Source organism: Thermosynechococcus sp. GLH187, assembly GCF_031583395.1.
In the GTDB taxonomy this organism is placed as follows: Bacteria; Cyanobacteriota; Cyanobacteriia; order Thermosynechococcales; family Thermosynechococcaceae; genus Thermosynechococcus.
This window is the reverse complement of the sequence record NZ_CP134175.1, coordinates 1,242,260-1,261,045: the sequence shown is the minus strand read 5'-3', so window position 1 is coordinate 1,261,045 and position 18,786 is coordinate 1,242,260. Positions and strand designations below refer to the sequence as shown.

Genomic DNA, 18,786 nt, shown 5'->3' with positions numbered 1-18,786 from the left:
AGAAGGGGGGATGCTCCTGTTTGGTAGCCGCTTTGGCTGTTTTCAGTGTGTGCCATCCCTGTAAAAAGAGCTACATCACTGCTGAAGAGAGGGTGGAACCCCGTGGGCACTTCCTTCATAATTGTGAAAGAGTAGGAATTGCAGAGATTGAATGACGCGATCGCCCGATATTGAGAGTCCGGCTCCAGAATCCTCAGCGATTGTTGACAGCACCCTTGAGGCAAGCGACCCCATTGACCCTGAGGATGAACTGCCCAATGAAGTGGAAATGTCCCTCTGGGATCACCTTGAGGAGTTGCGACAGCGGCTCTTTGTTGTCCTCGGCACTGTTGCTGTCACCATTGTTCTTTGCTTTACCCAAGTCCGCTGGATCATTCAGTTCCTTGAAAAACCAGCCCATGGTGCGAAATTCCTGCAACTAAGTCCGGGGGAGTACTTTTTTGTCTCCTGTAAAGCGGCGGCCTACAGTGGCATCCTCCTAGCGACGCCGATGATTCTCTACCAAGCCATCCGTTTTATCCTGCCGGGATTGACACGACGTGAGCAACGCTTGCTGGCACCGGTGGTTTTTGGTTCATCCATTCTCTTTATTGCCGGTTTGGCCTTTGCCTATACCCTCTTGGCACCCGCAGCCCTTGGCTTTTTCATTAACTATGGGGCAGATGTGGTTGAGCAACTGTGGTCGATCGATCGCTATGTGGATTTTATTTTGCTATTGCTCCTTGCCACCGGCCTCGCCTTCCAAGTCCCGATTCTCCAGTTGGTACTCATTGCCCTCGGCATTGTTTCCATCCCGCAAATGCTCAGCCAATGGCGCTACGTGGTGATTATTGCCGTAGCCGTGGCAGCGGTTTTGACCCCCTCCATTGATCCGATTACTCAAGGACTGTTGGCGGGTGCTCTGCTTGCCCTCTACTTTACGGGGATTGGCTTGGCCAAGCTGATGGGGGTGGGGCGTTCTGAGGCTTAAACTTGCAATACCCTCAAAAAAGACTCAATCAGAAAAGATGATTTTGGCGATAAAAATCAATTATCGCGATCGCCCCTCGAACTTATCAAGGCTCTCAATAGAGATGATATGCTGATGTTGCCAAATTAGTGCATCCCTTCGCGATCGCAAGAATGGCATTACTTTAACAAATTTTTGTGTTTAGGAGCGGTCTTCATGCCCATTGCCCTTGGGATGGTAGAAGTACTGGGTCATCCCCCTGCCTTAGCCGTTGCCGATGTCATGGTGAAAGCGGCGCGTGTTACCCTTGTGGGCTATGAAGTGGTCAGTGGTGCTCGCCTGACGATTATTGTGCGCGGCGACGTTTCTGAAGTGCAAATTGCGGTTGCAGCGGGTGTGGAAGCCGCCAAGAAAATTCCAGCTCAAAGTCCTAAGGAAAAAACGCTCTATCTGTCGTCAACGGTGATCCCGCGCCCCCACGAGAATTTAGAGGCCGTTTTCCCGAAAATGCGGTTCCAATATGGCGATGGCTGGGAGCGTTTTCTCGTTTAGCAGCCTTGGGAAAAGTTCTCTAAAGCTTCTCTGATGAGCAAAGCTCCACCGCCCAGATAATTGCCTCAGAAGGGAACACCCCCCCAATCAACTATCTCAACAGTGAAGCCTCAAAATCGCTAGGAAACAGTTTTAGAGGGGTACCTAGGCTAGACCAGTGTTGACCCCCGGCTTACCCGTAAACAGTTCCACTTTCACAATTTTGCCACCCATTTTTTGGATGCGTTGTTGCTCGCGGAACCAGTTTTCGTAGGGCACCAGTTTTGTGAAATAGGTGTTTTGCAGTTCGCGCTGGGTGCGAATACGGGTTTGACTCGGCACACAGGCGGTAATTTTGAAGATGCGCATGGGATGGGACTCCAAATCTGTGTAGGGTGATTACACGTCTGGGAGCTAAAGGCCAGACTCAGACTGTTTAAGCACAATTGCCATGACAGGCTGACATTCTAACCCCTAACTCCCAGACAGATGTGCGACTGGAGAGCTGTACTTAGCTTAAGCCAGAGCAGATGTAGTCAAAGTAGATGCCCATTTCTTTGCCGGCATCGGCACCCACCAAGCTGGCGGTGACTTCTTTCATGGCTTGGATGGCTTGCACAGTGGCAGCGATGGGCACGCCCAAGGAGTTGTAGGTTTCTTTCAACCCATTGAGCACCCGCTCATCGAGGATGGAAGGATCCCCAGCCAGCATGGCATAGGTGGCATAGCGCAGGTAGTAGTCGAGGTCGCGGATACAGGCCGCATAGCGACGGGTGGTGTACATGTTGCCACCGGGACGGGTGATGTCAGAGTAGAGCAGAGATTTGGCCACTGCTTCTTTGACGATATTGGCGGCATTGGCGCTGATCACGGTCGCAGCCCGCACCCGCAGTTCGCCAGTTGCGAAGTAAGCTTTCAGCTTCTCCATGGCGGCGGTGTCGAGGTATTTGCCTTGTACGTCAGAGGCGTTGATGACAGCGGTAATCGCGTCTTGCATAGTTCTTTTTCCTCAAAAACTGATTTGGATGATGGATCAATGAAGGATGCTGAGGCGACCTACTGCATGGCGCCAATCACGAAGTCAAAGTAAGAACCGGCTTCAGCGGCATCTTCTGCAGACAGCAGCGAGGAAGCAACGTTCTTCATGGCGCGGATCCCTTCGGCCACGGCAGGAATGGGGGTGCCGAGGGAGTTGTACATTTCACGCACACCCACCAAACCAATTTCTTCGATGGGGGTGACATCACCCGCAACAATACCGTAGGTCACAAGCCGCAGGTAGTAGTCGAGGTCACGCAGGCAGGTGGCGGTCATTTCTTCACCGTAGGCATTGCCACCGGGGGAGACCACATCAGGCCGTTTTTGGAAGAGTTGATCGCCCGCTTGCTTGACAATCCGCTCGCGGTTTTCGGTCAGGGTTTGGGCAATGCGCAGACGGCGCTCGCCGGTGCTGACAAAGCTTTTAATGCGATCCAGTTCACCGGGGCTGAGGTAACGGGCCTCGGCATCTGCATTCACGATCGATTTCGTGACGACGCTCATTGAGTTCCTCCAAAGTTGGAATTGTAAAACAAGGGTCTTGATAATGTGGCATTTGCCATTGGAATGTTACGATTCACCGCACTCCTGTAGGAGAGATAGGTACGGCGATGAACCCGACGGGCTGACGTAACCTTCCGCAAACATTCTCAGGCATAGGGGGGACATCTCCCACATCATCGCAATCCTTTTTAACATTCTTAACATTTTTTCAAAAATCTGCTAAGGGCAGCTATTCCAGCCATTCGATAATGCGGGTGCCAAGGTTGAGGGGAATATTCACCGCTTTGCCGAGGCGGGGTTTCTCACGGGTGGTCTCAATAAAGGTGCAAACTTGCTGGGCACAGCCCCAGTCATTGAGGTGCTGGGCGATGGCTCCAAGGTGGGCGGCATAATCTTCAGGCGTATCGGGATAGGAGGCCTGCTCGAGGTAACGCCACATCACTTGCAAAAAGATGCGATCGCCCACGCGGCGAAACTGAAGGTCAAAGGAGCGCCCCCATTTGCGCAGGAGCAAGGCATGGAGTTCATCACCAGTGAGGGGCGTCAGCATTGGCAAGAATTTCAGCCCTTGCGGCTAGGACGGCTCGGACAGTGTGATAATAGTTAACAAACGTAATTATTTTACGGCTGTTCGTTTCGATTCCTTAGTAAATAAGCGTAAACCATGGCTCAAGTTTCTGGAATGTCTGATGTGCCCGATATGGGGCGGCGACAGTTTATGAACCTGCTGACGTTTGGTACCATTACCGGTACAGCGTTGGGCGCTCTGTACCCTGTCGTCAAGTATTTCATTCCGCCCTCCAGTGGCGGCACGGGTGGTGGTGTGGTTGCCAAGGATGCATTAGGCAACGATATTAAGGTTTCCGACTACCTGACGAAGCACCTGCCGGGCGATCGCTCCCTTGCCCAAGGGATTAAAGGGGATCCCACCTACGTGATTGTTACTGAGGATCACCAAATTGCCAATTACGGCTTGAATGCCGTCTGCACTCACCTTGGCTGCGTGGTGCCTTGGAATGTCAGTGAAAACAAGTTCATTTGCCCCTGCCACGGCTCTCAATACGACAACACAGGTAAAGTGGTGCGTGGCCCTGCTCCCCTCTCCTTGGCACTGGTGAATGCCACGGTTACCGAAGATGACAAACTGGTGTTTACCCCTTGGACGGAAACCGATTTCCGCACGGGCAAAGAACCTTGGTGGACGTAAAAAGAAATTAGGGAGTGGTATGAAACGCTTTTTCAAATCGTTGACGCTGGCGATCGCCCTTGCCGCCAGTGTGCTTCTTTGGTCACCGCAAGCACAGGCCTATCCATTTTATGCGCAGCAGGGCTATGACAGTCCTCGCGAAGCGACCGGGCGAATTGTCTGTGCCAACTGTCACCTCGCCGCCAAACCCACCCAAGTGGAAGTGCCCCAAGCCGTCACCCCCGATTCCGTTTTTGAAGCCGTGGTGAAAATTCCCTACGACACCCGTGTGCAACAGGTGTTGGGGGATGGCTCTAAGGGCGGTCTGAATGTCGGTGCAGTTCTCATGCTGCCCGAGGGTTTCAAAATTGCTCCTCCCGATCGCATTCCCGAGGAGTTACAAGCCAAAACCAGCGGCATTTACTACCAGCCCTACAGTGAGGACAAGCAAAACATTATTCTGGTGGGGCCCTTACCGGGTGAGCAGTATCAGGAAATTGTTTTCCCCGTCCTCGCCCCCAACCCTGCCACGGATAAATCGATCCACTTCGGTAAATACTCCGTTCACGCTGGGGGCAACCGCGGTCGCGGCCAAGTCTATCCCAATGGTGAAAAGAGCAACAATAACGTCTTTACTGCACCGATCGCGGGCACGATTACCAGTATTACCGCTAACCCCGATGGCAGTACTGCGGTGGTGATCACCCCCGAGAGTGGTGAAGCAGTGACAGAGACCATTCCCGCTGGCCCTGACCTCATTGTCAGTGAAGGCCAAACGGTGGCAGCGGGTGAAGCCCTCACCAACAATCCCAATGTGGGTGGTTTTGGGCAAAAGGATACGGAAATTGTCCTGCAGGATCCCAACCGCATTAAGTGGCTGTTGGTCTTCTTTGCCGCCATCACCCTCTCGCAGATTCTGCTGGTTCTGAAGAAGAAACAGGTCGAGAAAGTGCAAGCCGCCGAGATGAGTCTCTAAAGGAGTCCTATCACCCACGGTAGTGCAATCCCTTCATGACACGATTGTGGCGATCGCCACGGCTATTGTGCCCCAGCAAGGGAGTATTGGCATTGTCCGTCTCTCAGGCGCCAAAGCAGTCGCGATCGCTCAGTCTTTATTTGAAGCCCCCGGCAAGCAGCCTTGGGAATCCCATCGTATTCTCTATGGCTATGTCCGCGACCCCCAAACTGGGGAACGGGTCGATGAAGCGCTCCTGCTGTTAATGCTGGCGCCCCGCTCCTACACCCGCGAAGATGTGGTGGAATTTCACTGTCATGGTGGCCTCATCCCTGTCCAGCGCGTGCTGCAACTGTGTGTCGCCGCCGGAGCACGCCTCGCCGAGCCGGGGGAATTTACGCTGCGCGCCTTCCTCAACGGTCGCCTTGATCTCACCCAAGCCGAAAGTGTGGCCGAACTGGTGGCCGCCCAATCGACAACGGCAGCCCAAATAGCGCTAGCGGGTCTCACGGGCAAACTGGCCCGTCCCCTCAAGCAGATTCGTCAGACCTGTTTATCCCTCTTGGCGGAAATTGAAGCGCGACTCGATTTTACGGACGAGCTACCCCCCCTTGACCCCGCAGCCATTGCTGAGGACATTCGCCAGCTGCAACACCAAGTGGCAGCGTTTTTGGCCACAGCAGAACGGGGAGCACTGATCCGCACTGGGCTAAAAGTGGCCATTGTGGGTCGCCCCAATGTCGGTAAGTCGAGTCTGCTCAATGCTTGGAGCCGTAGCGATCGCGCCATTGTGACAGATTTACCCGGCACCACCCGCGATATTGTCGAGTCCCAATTGGTCGTGGGTGGCATTCCAATCCAAGTGCTTGATACGGCCGGCATTCGCGAGACCGATAACCTTGTCGAACAAATTGGCGTCGAGCGATCGCGCCAAGCCGCAGCCAGTGCTGATCTCATCCTCCTTGTCATTGATGCCAGTCAAGGGTGGACAGCCGCCGATCAGGAGATTTACGACCAACTCGAGCTGCAGCAGCGGCGGCAGCAAGCGCCTCAGTCCGTCTTGGTGGTTTTGAATAAAGCTGATCTCCTCAGCGAAACCGTAGAGGTTCAAGATATTCCATTGCCCATTGCCCCCATTCCCACTGTGCTGCTCTCGGCCCTCAGTCAAAGGGGAATTGAGTCTCTCGAGGACGCCATTTTAGACCTTGTCCAAGGCCAAGGGGTTACCGCCGCCAACCTAGACTTTGCCATCAACCAACGTCAAGCCGCGCTCTTGGAGCAGGTTCACCAATCCCTGAATCATGTGCTTGCGGCCATTGATGCCCAACTCCCCCTCGATTTTTGGACAATTGACCTGCATGCTGCCGCTCGTGCCCTTGGTACCCTAACCGGGGAAGAGGTGACGGAGTCTGTGCTAGAACAAATCTTTAGCCGTTTTTGCATTGGAAAATAGCCCATGCTTTGGAATACCAGCTACCGGCCGTTACTTGCTTATATCCTTCCCTATCGGCGACGGTTGCTGGTCGCTTTTTTGTGTACCCTCGGCTACGTCTCGACCATGCCGGCGATCGCCTACCTCATTGGCCAAGCGGCGAAGCTCATCGGGGCAGGGGATTTGATAGGCCTGATTCAATGGTGTGCCGCCTCCTCGCTGCTGTTTGTCGGTCGTAGTTTTTGCCAATTTGGCCAAGATGTCCTAATGTCCGATATTTCCCTACGGATTGTCTATGACATTCGGGTGCGGCTGTACCGTCATCTGCATCGTTTGGGGGTGGACTATTTTGAAAAGGCAGCGACCGGCGATCTCACCTACCGCCTCACTGAGGATGTGGATCGCATTGGCGTCATGGTCAATAGCAGTTTTCATCGCCTCATCCCCTCAACTTTAACCACAGTTGCCGTCATTGGTTATATGTTCTACCTCAACTGGCAACTGACATTGGGGACGATGATCATTGCGCCACTGATGACGTTTCTCATCGCTTGGTTTGGCAATCGGTTGTTGCGACAGTCGCGCCTGAGTCAAGCCCGCATTGCGGATTTGGCCTCCCACCTCACGGAGATTTTTTCGGGGATTCGTCTGATTAAGGCGTTTGCGGCTGAGGACTATGCTGTAGAGCAGTTTGAACATCAGGCTGATATGAACCGTCGTGCTCGCTACCGTGCAGAACGCATTAAGTCAATGCAATACCCGGTGGTGGGGTTTCTTGAGGCTCTGAGCATTATGCTGCTGTTTATCTTGGGGGCGTGGCAAATCAATGCCGGTCATCTCACAGGGCCACAGTTCCTCAGCTTTGTTGCCGCAGTAGCGCTACTGATGGAACCCATTAATATGATTTCTGCTGATTACAATGAACTCAAAATGGCACAGGCGTCGGTGGAGCGTAGCTTTGGCCTGTTGGCTCTCGAACCCACGATCAAGGAAATGAGCCATGCGCAGCCCCTACCCCCCATTTCTGGCAAAGTGCAATACCTAGATGTGTGCTTTGGCTATGATCTAGAGCGTCCCGTGCTCAAGGACTTTAATCTCTTGGCGGAGCCGGGCGAGGTGATTGCCCTTGTGGGACATTCAGGAGCAGGTAAATCCACCATTGTTAACCTGTTGCCCCGGTTTTATGACCCCCAAGCGGGAAAAGTGTTGATTGATGGCATTGATATTAAAACTGTGACCCTGAAAAGCCTGCGGCGGCAAATTGGCATTGTTCCTCAGGAAACGATTCTTTTCTCAGGCAGTATTGCCCAAAATATTGCTTTTGGTTACTCTGAACCGGATTGGCAGCGACTGATTGAGGCCGCCAAAATCGCCAATGCCCATGACTTTATTACTCAGTTTCCCGATGGCTATCAGACATGGGTCGGGGAAAGGGGGATTAATCTCTCTGGGGGTCAACGCCAACGACTGGCGATCGCTCGTGCAGTTTATGCCGATCCGCGTATCTTGATCTTGGATGAGGCCACCTCTGCTTTGGACTCTGAATCGGAAGCCTTGGTGCAAAGTGCTCTCGAAAAGGCAATGAAGGGGCGCACCGTCTTTATTATTGCCCACCGTTTGGCCACGGTTCGTCGCGCCGATCGCATTCTTGTCTTAGAGCAGGGGCGGATCATTGAAAGTGGCAGCCATCAAGAACTACTTGCCCAGTCTGCCCGCTATGCCCAGTTCTACGCCCAGCAGTATTTCCAAGACGCGGAATGACCCCTTGTCTGATGGGCTGGCCGTTTGGATTCTATCTTCTGAATTTGGGATGAGATGTTTCCTCGACGGCAGGATGTGAAAATAGACGTTGAATTGTTCAGAGCAGCGAGGACAGCTCATGGGTAGCATTATTTCTGTGCATTCTTTTCGTGGTGGCACAGGCAAGTCAAATACAACAGCAAATCTGGGCTGTACCTTGGCAACCTTGGGCTATCGGGTGGCGATCGTGGACACGGATATTCAATCCCCCGGTATCCATGTGCTCTTTGGCCTTGAGTCGGAAGATACGGAACATGCCCTGAATGACTACCTGTGGGGACGCTGTGAAATTACTGATGTGGCGCGGGATGTCAGCCATCTGATTACGGCTCACGGCCAGCAAGCCAAAGGAGCAATCTATCTCATTCCCTCTAGCCTCAAAACCAGTGAAATTACCCGTGTGCTGCGGGAAGGCTACGATGTCGGCTTGCTCAATGATGGTTTTCAGCAGTTGCTCCAAGGGCTGAATCTCGACTTTTTGCTCATTGATACCCACCCAGGGCTGAATGAGGAAACGCTGCTCTCGATTACAGTCTCCGATGCCTTGGTGCTGATTCTGCGACCCGATCGCCAAGACTTTCAAGGAACAGCGGTCACGGTTGATGTGGCGCGGCAGCTGGATGTGCCCAAAATGGTGATGGTGGTGAACAAAGTCCCCAGCGCCTTTAATAAGGACTCCCTCAAGCAGCAGGTGGAAACGACCTATGGTGTGCCCGTTGCAGGTATCTTGCCTGTTTGTGAAGAAATGTTTCAACTGGGGAGCAGCGATATTTTCTGTTTACGCTACCCTGAGCATCCCTACAGTCTCGTTGTCAGGAGTGTTGTGCAGCATCTGTTGGATTAGGGTAGCCTAGGAGTAAGGAGACTGACTGAATTTTGATCCTTTTGATCCTTCTCGAGTGCCACTGCCAGTCACTGCCATTGAGGAACATTGCCAATGATAGACAGTCAAAATGCTAGCAGTGCTTGCGGTGGGGGTCTCAATCCAGCAGATTTGTTGGTTTTGCCCGATCGCCAGCGATCGCTCTTGACACTGATGATGCGCCAGCCAACGCCCTTCACCGTGCCAGAATTGGCTGAGCAGTTGCAGTGGTCTGCGCAAGAGGTCAGTGCCACCCTCGCAGAGGTTCGCCAACTCGGCTATGTGACAGTTGACAACGACACCTACCAAGTCAAACTCGGACGGCGGACTCCGCGCGTGCAACCCAAGCGTCAATCTCCCCGAATTGCGGCGGTTTGGGACAAGCTGGGTTAAGTCTGAGCCACTTCCTCAGTTAAACCTCTAATTATATGAGGCAACTCGTGTGGTACGCTTAATTACGCTAAGTTTCGCAGAGGAAAGTCAGGACGAGTGCGCCCAAAAGTTCTTGCTGGCAACTGGAAAATGCACAAAACTCAACAGGAGGCGGTGGCCTTCCTACAGGAGTTCTTAGGGAAATTGGTGGACACCCCCAGCGATCGCGAGGTGGTGCTCTGTGTTCCCTACACCTGTTTAAGTGTATTGTCCAAGAGTCTGCACGGAACGCGGGTGAAGCTGGGTGCCCAAAATGTCCACTGGGCGGATCAAGGGGCGTTTACAGGGGAAATTTCGCCACCGATGCTGGTGGAGTTGGGCGTGCGCTACGTGATTGTTGGCCACAGTGAGCGGCGGCAGTATTTTGGGGAAACGGATACTACGGTCAACCAACGGCTCAAGGCTGCCCAACACTATGGCCTGACTCCCATTCTCTGTGTCGGTGAAACAAAAGCTCAACGGGATGCTGGGGAAACTGAAAACCACATCCTTCAGCAGTTGGCGCTGGACTTGGTGGATGTCGATCAGAGCAATTTGGTGATTGCCTACGAACCCATTTGGGCGATCGGTACGGGTGATACCTGTGAAGAAACGGAAGCCAACCGTGTCATTGGCCTGATTCGCAGCAAGTTACAGAATCCCGATGCCCCCATTCAGTACGGTGGCTCGGTCAATGCCAACAACATTGATGCGATCATGGCGCAGCCAGAAATTGATGGGGTGCTAGTGGGTGGCGCTAGTTTGCAGCCGGAGAGTTTTGGGCGTATTGTTAATTACAAGTTCCTTTGAACATGACTTTGAGTTCGGCGTCAGTGCCCTAGATCACATCTGATCCAAGAGCTCGCGCACTGCCCTCTGCGCAGAAAAACTTAAAGATATCAACATACAGCCCTTTCCCAAGCATGGCATGCACTACGACTCCAGAGCGCAATGCTGTGTATGTAGCTAAGAAAAGGGTCGGAGCGAGCGACTTATTACAACTGTTATCGTTTGCTGGGCGATTTCTTCATTTTCTTTTAGGATCGAAGTAAGGCTGAGCGATGCCCAAAGGAGGCCGACGATGCGCCAACAACTCTTCAGTGTTTTGACAGTTTTAGCTGCTTTTGTTGGTCTCAGCAGTGCTGCTGTGGCACAGCCCATGGTGATCGCCACCCTCACACCTCCTGAACTGCAAGAACTGCAACGCCTTGTGCCCCGCAGTGCCGAGGACTACTACAACGTGGGATTAATGCACCAAGGTACGGGTGATCTGGCCGCTGCCATTCATGCCTTTAGCCAAGCAATCAGACTCAACCCCAGTGCTGACTACTACTTTGCGCGCGGCCTAGCCTACTATGACCAAGGGGATATGCAGCGGGCGATCGCGGACTTTAGCACTGCGCTGCGCAACGATCCCCAGTTTATTGCCGCCTACTACAACCGCGGCATGGCCTATCTGGCTCTGCAAAACTACACAGCGGCGATTGCCGACTTTGATGCTGCCCTAGCACGGGATCCGCAATTTGTTGCTGCCTACTATAGTCGGGGCATGGCTCACTTCGATAGTGGCAATGTGGAATTGGCGCAACGGGACTATGAGCGTGCTCGCGCTCTCAACCCAGCGATGACAGCCCAGTACTACGATCGCGCCCCCCGTCCCCTCACTGGCGGTCCCTAGTGCCTGAAGCCACCGATTGCGGCGATAATAGGGGAATAATGTGCATGATGAGGATGAGCGATCGCGCCTATGCCCAGAACCCCTTCTGAATTTGCGGTGCATTTATTTCTGGATGGCGGTCACCGTGAGGAGGTGCGCTTCCCCACCATTCAAGACTTCCAGAAGTGGTACAGCAACGAGTTAGTGGCCAAAGCAGATTCCAACGACTTTATTTCCGTTCCCATTAAAAACATTCAAGGGGAATACATGGTGGTGCGCCCCTCAAAGGTATTTGCAATTCGGGTAGAACCCGTGTTTGCCTCTAGTGTGGATCGGTTTGCCTAACGTCTATGGCGGGTTTATTCGCAGGATGGGTTCAGGGGGTCGTGATCCTCGCAACAAGCGCGATCGCCACAGCACCAACGGTTGCTCCCTTAACGCGCCAAAGCCAACTGCCCCCAAGGGTTGCCCTAGATACGGCCCTTTGGCAATCCCCCAGGGAACGAGCACGACTGCTGGAGGCCATTGATCATAGTTTGCGTTACCTGCGCAGCGATAAAGCACGCCGCGACTACGCCGCCTACACTGCTCCCGGTCAACCCGGCGCCGCCCTTGGCCCCAATCTCCATCAGCGAGTGATCCGCTCCCTCGAACGCTTTCGCCATCTGGTACAAACCCGTCGCTCTGCGGCAGAACTGCAAGCATCTGTCAAGCGAGAATTTGTCTTTTATCAATCCATTGGCACCGATGGCCAAGGGCGAGTGGATTTCACGGGCTATTATGCACCGACGTATCGTGCCAGCTTAGTGCCCACCGCAGAATACCGCTATCCCCTATTTCGTCGCCCCCCCAATTTTGAGCAGTGGCGAGAGCCGCACCCAACCCGCTTGGAACTGGAAGGGGCGGATGGTCAGCAGTGGCGCAATGGGCCTTTGCGGGGTCTGGAACTGGTCTATTTGCGCGATCGCCTAGAGGCCTTTCTGGTTCACGTCCAAGGGTCGGCTGAGCTGCAACTGCCCGATGGTCGCCGCTTTACGGTGGGCTATGCCGGTAAGACTAATCACCCCTACACGAGTATTGGCCAAGAACTCATTCGCGATGGCAAAATTCCCCGTGAGGAACTGACGCTACCGCGCCTCATGGCTTACTTTGAGGCCAACCCCGCTGAGTTAGATCGCTATTTACCTCGCAATGCCAGCTTTGTCTTTTTTGAACATACCCAAGGGCGCCCCCCCACGGGCAGTCTCTCAACGCCGGTGATTCCAGAGCGTTCGATCGCCACTGATAAGTCCCTGATGCCTCCGGGTGCCTTGGCGGTGATCAACACGAAAATTCCCCTCAAAGCCCAAGGCCAATGGCAGCAAACCCCCGTCAGCCGTTTTGTTTTGGATCAGGATACGGGGAGTGCCATTCGCGGGCCGGGTCGTGTCGATATTTTCATGGGCACGGGGGAGGTGGCCAAAGCGCGGGCGGGTCTGATCAATACACCGGGGCAGTTGTACTATTTGCTCCTGCGGGAATAGCTAGGGCTGCAGCGCTACTTTAATCACTTGGCGCGCCTTCATTGCTTGCAAGACGTTTTCAATCTCCGTGAGGGGGGCTTGGCCACTAATCAGTTTCTCGAAAGGCAATGTGCCGCTGGCAATCAGTTGCAAGGCTTGGCGGACAAATGTGGGTGTGTTGTGAAAGACCCCCTTGAGGGTGAGTTCTTCGTAGTGCAGGCGTTCGGTATCAACGCGGATCGAAGTTTCGCGGGGGCAGCCACCAAAGAGGTTAATGGTGGCACCGGGGCGACCACAGGCGATCGCCGTTTCCCAGACTTCAGGTACGCCAGTGGCTTCAATGACAATATCGGCACCCCGTCCTTGGGTCCAGTCTTTAACCACAGCAGGAATATCGCTGCACTGGTGATGATTTACTATCTGCTCTGCCCCAAAGGTGCGGGCGATCGCCAGCCGCTGATCGGAACCGCCAAAGGCGAGAACCCGTGCTCCCTGCTGTGCCAGAACCCCCATAAACATCAGGCCAATGGCACCATCCCCCAGCACCACAATTTGCGGTGGACTCGGCCACGTTTCAACCATTGCGGGGTCAAAGCCAGAGCGAGCCACACCGTGGAGGACACAGGCGAGGGGTTCGGTGAGCGCTGCCAAAGCAAAGGAGAGGGACGCCGGAATAGGCAGCAGATTCTGGCGGACGATGCTGGCGGGAATTTTTAGATACTCGGCAAACGTGCCATTGTTAAACTCCAGATGGGGACAGAGAGAAAAGGCTTGGCGTTGGCAGTAAAAACACTGGCCACAGGGGGCAGAATTATTCGCTACCACGCGATCGCCCACCTGCCAGCCGGTCACCCCAGCCCCAAGGGCAACAATTTCCCCGGCCGCTTCATGGCCAAAGAGAATCGGTGGCGTTAGCATCCGTGCATGACCGCCGCGCCGCCATACCTTCAAATCGGTACCACAGGTAGTGGCAGCCTGAACACGAATCACCACTTCTCCGGGACCGGGCGTGGGATCGGCGACGGTTTCAATGCGGACATCTTCTTTGCCGTAGAGTACTGCTGCTTTCATTGCACTTCCCCCATCAAGCCAACCATTGCAGGAGGCCACAGAGCAGTCCCAAGAGGGCAACCACCCCATAAAACGTACTCACCACCCGCAGTTCTGACCAGCCCCCCAATTCAAAGTGATGGTGTAGAGGGGCCATCCGCAGCAGCCGTTTGCCCACGCCATCGGGACCTTTGGTTGCTTTGTAGTAGAGCACTTGGGCAATGACTGAGAGAGACTCCACAAAGAAAAGACCACTGACAATCAACAGTTCCCAGAGGTGATGACTGGCCAAGCCAATGCCCGCAAGGAGTGCCCCAAGGGCTAGGGAACCCGTATCCCCCATAAACACCCGTGCCGGATGGTGATTGTGCCAGAGAAAGCCGAGGCAGGCACCACTCATGACCACTGCCAGAATTTGCAAATCGGGATGGGCGGTCAGAATCATGCCTAAAGCGAGGAGGGCGATCGCCGCCGTGCCCGCGGCAAGACCATCGAGACCATCGGTGAGATTGAGGGCATTCCCTTCCGCCATCGGCACAAAAATCGCCAAGGGAATAAACGCCATCCCTAAAGGCCAAACCCACCCCCAAGGCGCGGTCACCACCGTTGCCGTTGGATCACTGCCCACCAGCCAAGCACAAAAAAGAGCTGCCCCAATCCCCTCAAGGAGGAGCCGCAGCCGCGCCGATAACCCTTTGTTGGATTTGCGCCGCAGAACTTGCCAGTCATCCCACCAGCCAATGGCAGCATACCAGAGAACAAGGAGGGCGATTGCCCCCACCGTTGCGGATACTTTCCCCTGCGCAACTCCAGTCCACAGGAGGGCTAGACCTAACCCCGTCGGCACAAAAAAGATTCCCCCCATTGTCGGTGTGCCCGATTTTTGCAGGTGAGATTGTGGACCATCTTCGCGAATAATCTGCCCAGTTTTCAACCGCCGCAACAGGGGCACCACCGCCATCCCTAGCCCTACAACGATGGCAAAGCTCACCAACCAAGGCAGTGTCAAGGTTTTCAACGGCTGTTGCCAGTGGTTTGCTCCGGTATCGTAGGCAATGCTAGCCATGAGCAGGCCAATAGCGAGAAGGCCAAAAAGTCGCTGTCCTGTCAGCCAACGGGGTTCAATGGCAGCCGTGGTTTTGGTGGAGGGCATGGGGATAGCTCTAGCACATCACTCCGATAATAGGGGGATTGGTGCCCTACTCCTCAAGCCCTAGGTCATCTTCTTCGTCGTAATCGCCCAAGGAGTCACCAACAAATTCCTCAATTTCACCCATATCATCGAGGGTGCTATCCACGATCGGGTCTGTCTCATTGGCATCACGGGCAATTAATCGACCCGTTTGCTGTAACCATTCCAAAATGGAGCGATCGGAACGACCCGCAGCGGTTAAGTTCTTTTGGGAAATGGGTTCTTCGTACAAAGAGGGGTTGTATAGGGTCATAGGGCTAAGGTGAACGGTGTTGTAGTAGTCCAATCCTCTACTTTAACGTTTGCCCCTAGGAATGTAAATCTGCGTTTTGTGGCGATCGCCCAAAGTGGCACATTCTCTGGAACCTGCCTAGACTGGAGGAGTCACTAAAGAATGGGCATGAAACTTTGATACACGAAGGATAGAAACAATGTCTTTACTCAAAAAATCATCCATCTCTTTGACGGTTTTAAGTGCGGTGTCCCTCGGCGGGGGGGCGATCGCTGCTCCCTACCCCCCAGAAGTGGTTTCCCGATTTACCAGTGAATGTACGACTGCCCTGCAACAACAGGTGCCGCAAATGGCGCAATACGGCAATGCCTACTGTACCTGTGTGATCAATGAACTGCAATCCTCGCTCACCTTGGCAGAATTTCAGGCGATCGGTGAAGATGTACAGACCAATGTCAATCCCGAAGTGCGCCAGATGCTCACCAACACGGCACAAACCTGCCTGCAACGAGTCACCCAGTAGTGCAGGGGGGAGAAATCCCCCCAATATGTTCCTAGACTGCGCTTAGAAATTGAGCGGCAGCGGCTTGCAGATCGGCGACTTTATCGAGTTTTTCCCAAGGTAGGTCGAGGTCATGACGCCCAAAGTGACCGTAGGCAGCCACATCTTGGTAGAAGCGACCACCGCGCTCCTGGGGCAAGTGGCGCAGACCAAAGGTTTGGATAATGGCAGCGGGGCGCAGATCAAAGTGAGTTGTAATTAACTCCAGCAGTTGCTCTGGGGCAAGTTTACCCGTGCCAAAGGTATCCACAAACAGGCTCATGGGGCGAGCCACACCAATGGCATAGCTAATCTGTAACTCGCATTTGTCGGCTAGGCCTGCGGCCACAATGTTTTTGGCAATGTAACGAGCCATGTAGGCAGCACTGCGATCGACCTTGGTGGGGTCTTTCCCGGAAAAAGCACCGCCCCCGTGACGGGCATAACCACCGTAGGTATCCACCACCAGTTTGCGTCCTGTGAGTCCCGAATCCCCCTGAGGACCACCAATGACAAATTTGCCCGTGGGGTTGACGAGAAAGCGGGTCTTGTCATCGGGTTTAATTGCCAGATCCGCAAAGACAGGGTTGACGACGGCTTCCCATAGATCGGCTTTAATCTTTTCTTGAACGGCGGCTTCGTCGCTGATGTCACCAATGGTGGCCGTGTGTTGGGTGGAAATCAGGATGGTATCAATGCCCACCGGCTGGCCATCTTCGTAGATGACAGTGACTTGAGTTTTGCCATCGGGACGCAGATAAGGAAGTTGACCCGTTTTGCGGACAGCAGCCAAGCGACGCGCCATGCGGTGAGCCAAGCTAATGGGCAGGGGCATATACTCAGGGGTTTCATTGCAGGCATAGCCAAACATAATGCCCTGATCACCGGCGCCAACGCGATCTAATTCGGCATCACTGAGACGTTCCCGTGCTTCTTGAGCCGTGTCCACCCCTCGGGCAATATCGGGGGATTGCTCATCAAGGGCAACGATAACGGCACAGCTATTGGCGGCAAAGCCATTTTCAGCATCAGTGTAGCCAATTTCACGGATTTTCTGCCGTGCTAGGTTGACGTAGTTGACCTGTGCTTTGGTGGTAATTTCCCCAGTAATCAGCACCAGACCCGTATTCACGACGACCTCAGCGGCAACGCGACTTTGGGGGTCTTGGGTGAGCAGCGCATCCAGAATGGCATCGGCAATTTGGTCGCAAATCTTATCGGGGTGGCCTTCGGTGACGGACTCCGAACTAAATAAGTAACGCAAGATAACACTCCTATGGCATGGGTTGTTGAAAGAACTGCAAGAAATTGGTTTATGGTAACACGGACTTTTGACTAAAAAACAAGGATTGGTTTCTAAATCCTAGGATTATACCTGAGCAGTAGGACACACGAGTGATTGTGATGATTGGCTAGACTAGGGGCAGATTTTAGGCGTTTCAAGTTGTATGTCTGCTTTACGCTATGCCTATTATCCCGGTTGTGTGGCTCAAGGGGCCTGTCGGGAATTAGACCTCTCAACGCGGGCGATCGCCCCCCTGTTGAATATCGAGCTGGTGGAACTGAAGGAAGCCAGTTGTTGTGGCTCAGGCACGTTTAAGGAGAATTCGTGGCTGCTAGAAGATACCGTCAATGCCCGCAACATTGCCCTTGCCGAACAGTTGGCTTTGCCCCTGTTGACCCATTGCAGCACCTGTCAGGGGGTGATTGGCCATGTGGATGAACGCCTCAAGACCTTTCAGCGCGATCGCCCGGCGTACGTGGCAGAAATTAACCAAGTGTTGACGCAACAGGGCTGCGCTCCTTACCAAGGCACCACAGAAGTGAAGCATTTGCTCTGGGCGATTATCGGCGATGTGGGCATTGACGAGTTGCGCGATCGCGTCCGTCGTCCCCTCAAGGGACTGCGCTGTGCGGCCTTTTATGGCTGCTATCTGCTGCGTGCCCAAGAGAGGCTGCCCTTTGATCACCCAATTCACCCCACCTCAATGGAACAGGTGTTTGAGGCAGTTGGGGCTACCCCCATCGAGTATGAGGGACGTACCCAGTGCTGTGGTTGGCCCATTTCCAGCTATGCGACGGCGGCCAGTTTTGCCATGGCGGCACAACGACTCCAGAGCGCGATCGCCCATGGCGCGGATTGCATTGTCACCCCCTGTCCCCTCTGTCATTTGAATCTGGATGCTCGCCAACCAGAAATTGCCCAGCAGGTGGGAGTTACCCTCAATTTGCCGATTCTCCATCTGCCGCAACTGGTGGGTCTAGCCCTTGGCCTGCGTCCTGAGGAACTGGGTTTGAGAAAACACGTGGTTTCAATGCAACCGGTGTTGGCAAAACTGGGGCTTTAGCTGATTGCCAAGAGGCCTGATTCAGTGCAGATAGCTTGCAGTGGCTGATCCCACGGGTCACGGGGCAATTCTGCTAGAAGGGCTGACTCAAAGACAATTCCCCAGCGACACACGTGCTGCCAATCGGGGTGGGCAAAGAGGCGATCAAAAAAACCGGCGCCATAGCCGAGACGGTAGCCTTGGCGATCGCAGGCAACGGCAGGCACTAGGCAGAGATCAACACACGCTGGATCAATCGGGGGCGCTTCGGGGGGCGGTTGCCAAAGGCCATAGCGTCCTTGCTGGAGAGTGTCTTGGTTGCCATTAAAACAATGCCACCGCAAATCCTGACCCACGACACGGGGCAAGCCCCACTGTTTCGGGAGTGACCAGAGGAAGCGCAAGTCGGGTTCGCGGCGATGGGGCACATAGGTCAACACTGTGGTTGCCTGTTGAAACTGGGGATGATCAAGCAAGTGCTGACAAATGCGCTGACTGCGATCTTGCCACTCGCGATCGCTCAGGTGCTGCCGCCATTCAAGATAGTGTTGTCGCAGTTTGACTTTATCGCTCATTGATTTTCTGGGCACCAAAGCCACAAGTTAAGATAGAGGCCA

General features: G+C 54.0%; 23 protein-coding genes. 14 read left to right on the top strand and 9 right to left on the bottom strand.

Translation table 11 applies throughout. The features are described 5' to 3' along the window. Window positions 1-151: 151 nt before the first annotated feature. Together tatC and RHI63_RS05995 are read left to right on the top strand one after the other, a co-directional pair. Window positions 152-970 carry a twin-arginine translocase subunit TatC gene (gene tatC / locus RHI63_RS06000; protein WP_225901674.1) on the top strand — a complete coding sequence of 273 codons (819 nt, stop codon included), beginning with the start codon at window positions 152-154 and terminating at the stop codon, window positions 968-970. A 195-nt stretch (window positions 971-1,165) separates the two neighbouring features. Next, a complete protein-coding gene (locus RHI63_RS05995; protein WP_024125880.1) occupies window positions 1,166-1,501 on the top strand; it encodes a carbon dioxide-concentrating mechanism protein CcmK in 336 nt (111 codons plus the stop codon). A 144-nt stretch (window positions 1,502-1,645) separates the two neighbouring features. Here RHI63_RS05995 and RHI63_RS05990 read toward each other — a convergent pair whose 3' ends face one another. The 4 genes from RHI63_RS05990 to RHI63_RS05975 form a co-directional block, all read right to left on the bottom strand. Beyond that, window positions 1,646-1,849, bottom strand: a complete 204-nt coding sequence (locus tag RHI63_RS05990; protein ID WP_206201483.1) for a phycobilisome linker polypeptide — start codon at window positions 1,847-1,849, stop codon at window positions 1,646-1,648. Window positions 1,850-1,991: 142 nt separating this feature from the next. After that, the gene (gene apcB, locus RHI63_RS05985; protein WP_149817471.1) at window positions 1,992-2,477 is read right to left on the bottom strand and encodes an allophycocyanin subunit beta; all 486 of its coding nucleotides are present in this window, start codon (window positions 2,475-2,477) and stop codon (window positions 1,992-1,994) included. Window positions 2,478-2,536: 59 nt separating this feature from the next. Next, on the bottom strand, window positions 2,537-3,022 hold the full coding sequence (apcA, locus tag RHI63_RS05980; protein WP_149817474.1) for an allophycocyanin subunit alpha: 486 nt from the start codon (window positions 3,020-3,022) through the stop codon (window positions 2,537-2,539). A 229-nt stretch (window positions 3,023-3,251) separates the two neighbouring features. Continuing rightward, on the bottom strand, window positions 3,252-3,572 hold the full coding sequence (locus tag RHI63_RS05975; RefSeq protein WP_149817476.1) for a DUF3067 family protein: 321 nt from the start codon (window positions 3,570-3,572) through the stop codon (window positions 3,252-3,254). 114 nt (window positions 3,573-3,686) lie between these two features. Here RHI63_RS05975 and petC point away from each other — a divergent pair, with 114 nt between their 5' ends. The 10 genes from petC to RHI63_RS05925 all read left to right on the top strand — a co-directional run bounded on the left by petC (window position 3,687) and on the right by RHI63_RS05925 (window position 12,848). Continuing rightward, on the top strand, window positions 3,687-4,229 hold the full coding sequence (gene petC / locus RHI63_RS05970) for a cytochrome b6-f complex iron-sulfur subunit (protein ID WP_310438386.1): 543 nt from the start codon (window positions 3,687-3,689) through the stop codon (window positions 4,227-4,229). A gap of 19 nt (window positions 4,230-4,248) precedes the next feature. Further along, the gene (gene petA, locus RHI63_RS05965; RefSeq protein WP_149817480.1) at window positions 4,249-5,184 is read left to right on the top strand and encodes a cytochrome f; all 936 of its coding nucleotides are present in this window, start codon (window positions 4,249-4,251) and stop codon (window positions 5,182-5,184) included. A gap of 22 nt (window positions 5,185-5,206) precedes the next feature. Beyond that, a complete protein-coding gene (gene mnmE, locus RHI63_RS05960) occupies window positions 5,207-6,616 on the top strand; it encodes a tRNA uridine-5-carboxymethylaminomethyl(34) synthesis GTPase MnmE (protein ID WP_310744953.1) in 1,410 nt (469 codons plus the stop codon). Window positions 6,617-6,619: 3 nt separating this feature from the next. Beyond that, window positions 6,620-8,356 carry an ABC transporter ATP-binding protein gene (locus tag RHI63_RS05955; RefSeq protein WP_310821994.1) on the top strand — a complete coding sequence of 579 codons (1,737 nt, stop codon included), beginning with the start codon at window positions 6,620-6,622 and terminating at the stop codon, window positions 8,354-8,356. 118 nt (window positions 8,357-8,474) lie between these two features. Beyond that, window positions 8,475-9,239, top strand: coding sequence for a MinD/ParA family protein (locus RHI63_RS05950; protein ID WP_149817487.1), 765 nt, complete (start codon window positions 8,475-8,477; stop codon window positions 9,237-9,239). 93 nt (window positions 9,240-9,332) lie between these two features. Continuing rightward, window positions 9,333-9,650 carry a MarR family transcriptional regulator gene (locus RHI63_RS05945; RefSeq protein WP_302679093.1) on the top strand — a complete coding sequence of 106 codons (318 nt, stop codon included), beginning with the start codon at window positions 9,333-9,335 and terminating at the stop codon, window positions 9,648-9,650. A gap of 129 nt (window positions 9,651-9,779) precedes the next feature. Then, entirely contained in the window at window positions 9,780-10,478 is a 699-nt protein-coding gene (gene tpiA, locus RHI63_RS05940; protein WP_399382240.1) for a triose-phosphate isomerase, read from the top strand. A 271-nt stretch (window positions 10,479-10,749) separates the two neighbouring features. Next, a complete protein-coding gene (locus tag RHI63_RS05935; RefSeq protein ID WP_225901673.1) occupies window positions 10,750-11,346 on the top strand; it encodes a tetratricopeptide repeat protein in 597 nt (198 codons plus the stop codon). 69 nt (window positions 11,347-11,415) lie between these two features. Beyond that, window positions 11,416-11,670, top strand: coding sequence for a hypothetical protein (locus RHI63_RS05930; protein ID WP_149817491.1), 255 nt, complete (start codon window positions 11,416-11,418; stop codon window positions 11,668-11,670). A 5-nt stretch (window positions 11,671-11,675) separates the two neighbouring features. Then, window positions 11,676-12,848: a murein transglycosylase A gene (locus RHI63_RS05925; RefSeq protein WP_302679092.1), complete on the top strand. Its 1,173-nt coding sequence runs from the start codon at window positions 11,676-11,678 to the stop codon at window positions 12,846-12,848. Here RHI63_RS05925 and RHI63_RS05920 read toward each other — a convergent pair whose 3' ends face one another. From RHI63_RS05920 to RHI63_RS05910, 3 genes are read right to left on the bottom strand one after another with little or no spacing between them, the layout of a single operon-like run. Continuing rightward, on the bottom strand, window positions 12,849-13,898 hold the full coding sequence (locus RHI63_RS05920; RefSeq protein ID WP_310744228.1) for an alcohol dehydrogenase catalytic domain-containing protein: 1,050 nt from the start codon (window positions 13,896-13,898) through the stop codon (window positions 12,849-12,851). 13 nt (window positions 13,899-13,911) lie between these two features. Continuing rightward, on the bottom strand, window positions 13,912-15,030 hold the full coding sequence (mraY, locus tag RHI63_RS05915; RefSeq protein ID WP_310821991.1) for a phospho-N-acetylmuramoyl-pentapeptide-transferase: 1,119 nt from the start codon (window positions 15,028-15,030) through the stop codon (window positions 13,912-13,914). 46 nt (window positions 15,031-15,076) lie between these two features. Further along, entirely contained in the window at window positions 15,077-15,322 is a 246-nt protein-coding gene (locus RHI63_RS05910; protein WP_149817500.1) for a DUF3134 domain-containing protein, read from the bottom strand. 178 nt (window positions 15,323-15,500) lie between these two features. On the opposite strand from RHI63_RS05910, the gene RHI63_RS05905 reads away from it, so the two are divergent. Continuing rightward, on the top strand, window positions 15,501-15,824 hold the full coding sequence (locus RHI63_RS05905; protein WP_206201473.1) for a hypothetical protein: 324 nt from the start codon (window positions 15,501-15,503) through the stop codon (window positions 15,822-15,824). Between the two features lie 31 nt (window positions 15,825-15,855). On the opposite strand, the gene metK is transcribed toward RHI63_RS05905, so the two are convergent. Beyond that, window positions 15,856-17,106 carry a methionine adenosyltransferase gene (metK, locus tag RHI63_RS05900; RefSeq protein WP_206201472.1) on the bottom strand — a complete coding sequence of 417 codons (1,251 nt, stop codon included), beginning with the start codon at window positions 17,104-17,106 and terminating at the stop codon, window positions 15,856-15,858. A gap of 184 nt (window positions 17,107-17,290) precedes the next feature. Here metK and RHI63_RS05895 point away from each other — a divergent pair, with 184 nt between their 5' ends. After that, window positions 17,291-18,190, top strand: a complete 900-nt coding sequence (locus RHI63_RS05895; RefSeq protein ID WP_206201471.1) for a CoB--CoM heterodisulfide reductase iron-sulfur subunit B family protein — start codon at window positions 17,291-17,293, stop codon at window positions 18,188-18,190. On the opposite strand, the gene RHI63_RS05890 is transcribed toward RHI63_RS05895, so the two are convergent. After that, window positions 18,187-18,744 (bottom strand): 5-formyltetrahydrofolate cyclo-ligase, encoded by a 558-nt coding sequence (locus RHI63_RS05890; protein ID WP_206201470.1) that lies wholly within the window; start codon window positions 18,742-18,744, stop codon window positions 18,187-18,189. The genes RHI63_RS05895 and RHI63_RS05890 overlap by 4 nt on opposite strands. Between the last annotated feature and the right edge of the window lie 42 nt (window positions 18,745-18,786).

What these genes read in the sequence shown, in the direction of transcription:
- RHI63_RS05955 (WP_310821994.1), top strand. Translation starts at nt 6,620, where the DNA reads ATGCTTTGGAATACCAGCTACCGGCCGTTACTTGCTTATATCCTTCCC.
- RHI63_RS05910 (WP_149817500.1), bottom strand. Translation starts at nt 15,322, where the DNA reads ATGACCCTATACAACCCCTCTTTGTACGAAGAACCCATTTCCCAAAAG.
- apcA (WP_149817474.1), bottom strand. Translation starts at nt 3,022, where the DNA reads ATGAGCGTCGTCACGAAATCGATCGTGAATGCAGATGCCGAGGCCCGT.
- apcB (WP_149817471.1), bottom strand. Translation starts at nt 2,477, where the DNA reads ATGCAAGACGCGATTACCGCTGTCATCAACGCCTCTGACGTACAAGGC.
- tpiA (WP_399382240.1), top strand. Translation starts at nt 9,780, where the DNA reads ATGCACAAAACTCAACAGGAGGCGGTGGCCTTCCTACAGGAGTTCTTA.
- mraY (WP_310821991.1), bottom strand. Translation starts at nt 15,030, where the DNA reads ATGCCCTCCACCAAAACCACGGCTGCCATTGAACCCCGTTGGCTGACA.
- RHI63_RS05945 (WP_302679093.1), top strand. Translation starts at nt 9,333, where the DNA reads ATGATAGACAGTCAAAATGCTAGCAGTGCTTGCGGTGGGGGTCTCAAT.
- RHI63_RS05950 (WP_149817487.1), top strand. Translation starts at nt 8,475, where the DNA reads ATGGGTAGCATTATTTCTGTGCATTCTTTTCGTGGTGGCACAGGCAAG.
- petC (WP_310438386.1), top strand. Translation starts at nt 3,687, where the DNA reads ATGGCTCAAGTTTCTGGAATGTCTGATGTGCCCGATATGGGGCGGCGA.
- RHI63_RS05990 (WP_206201483.1), bottom strand. Translation starts at nt 1,849, where the DNA reads ATGCGCATCTTCAAAATTACCGCCTGTGTGCCGAGTCAAACCCGTATT.
- RHI63_RS05975 (WP_149817476.1), bottom strand. Translation starts at nt 3,572, where the DNA reads ATGCTGACGCCCCTCACTGGTGATGAACTCCATGCCTTGCTCCTGCGC.
- RHI63_RS05930 (WP_149817491.1), top strand. Translation starts at nt 11,416, where the DNA reads ATGCCCAGAACCCCTTCTGAATTTGCGGTGCATTTATTTCTGGATGGC.
- RHI63_RS05895 (WP_206201471.1), top strand. Translation starts at nt 17,291, where the DNA reads ATGTCTGCTTTACGCTATGCCTATTATCCCGGTTGTGTGGCTCAAGGG.
- RHI63_RS05920 (WP_310744228.1), bottom strand. Translation starts at nt 13,898, where the DNA reads ATGAAAGCAGCAGTACTCTACGGCAAAGAAGATGTCCGCATTGAAACC.
- RHI63_RS05890 (WP_206201470.1), bottom strand. Translation starts at nt 18,744, where the DNA reads ATGAGCGATAAAGTCAAACTGCGACAACACTATCTTGAATGGCGGCAG.
- RHI63_RS05935 (WP_225901673.1), top strand. Translation starts at nt 10,750, where the DNA reads ATGCGCCAACAACTCTTCAGTGTTTTGACAGTTTTAGCTGCTTTTGTT.
- tatC (WP_225901674.1), top strand. Translation starts at nt 152, where the DNA reads ATGACGCGATCGCCCGATATTGAGAGTCCGGCTCCAGAATCCTCAGCG.
- RHI63_RS05995 (WP_024125880.1), top strand. Translation starts at nt 1,166, where the DNA reads ATGCCCATTGCCCTTGGGATGGTAGAAGTACTGGGTCATCCCCCTGCC.
- petA (WP_149817480.1), top strand. Translation starts at nt 4,249, where the DNA reads ATGAAACGCTTTTTCAAATCGTTGACGCTGGCGATCGCCCTTGCCGCC.
- RHI63_RS05925 (WP_302679092.1), top strand. Translation starts at nt 11,676, where the DNA reads ATGGCGGGTTTATTCGCAGGATGGGTTCAGGGGGTCGTGATCCTCGCA.
- RHI63_RS05905 (WP_206201473.1), top strand. Translation starts at nt 15,501, where the DNA reads ATGTCTTTACTCAAAAAATCATCCATCTCTTTGACGGTTTTAAGTGCG.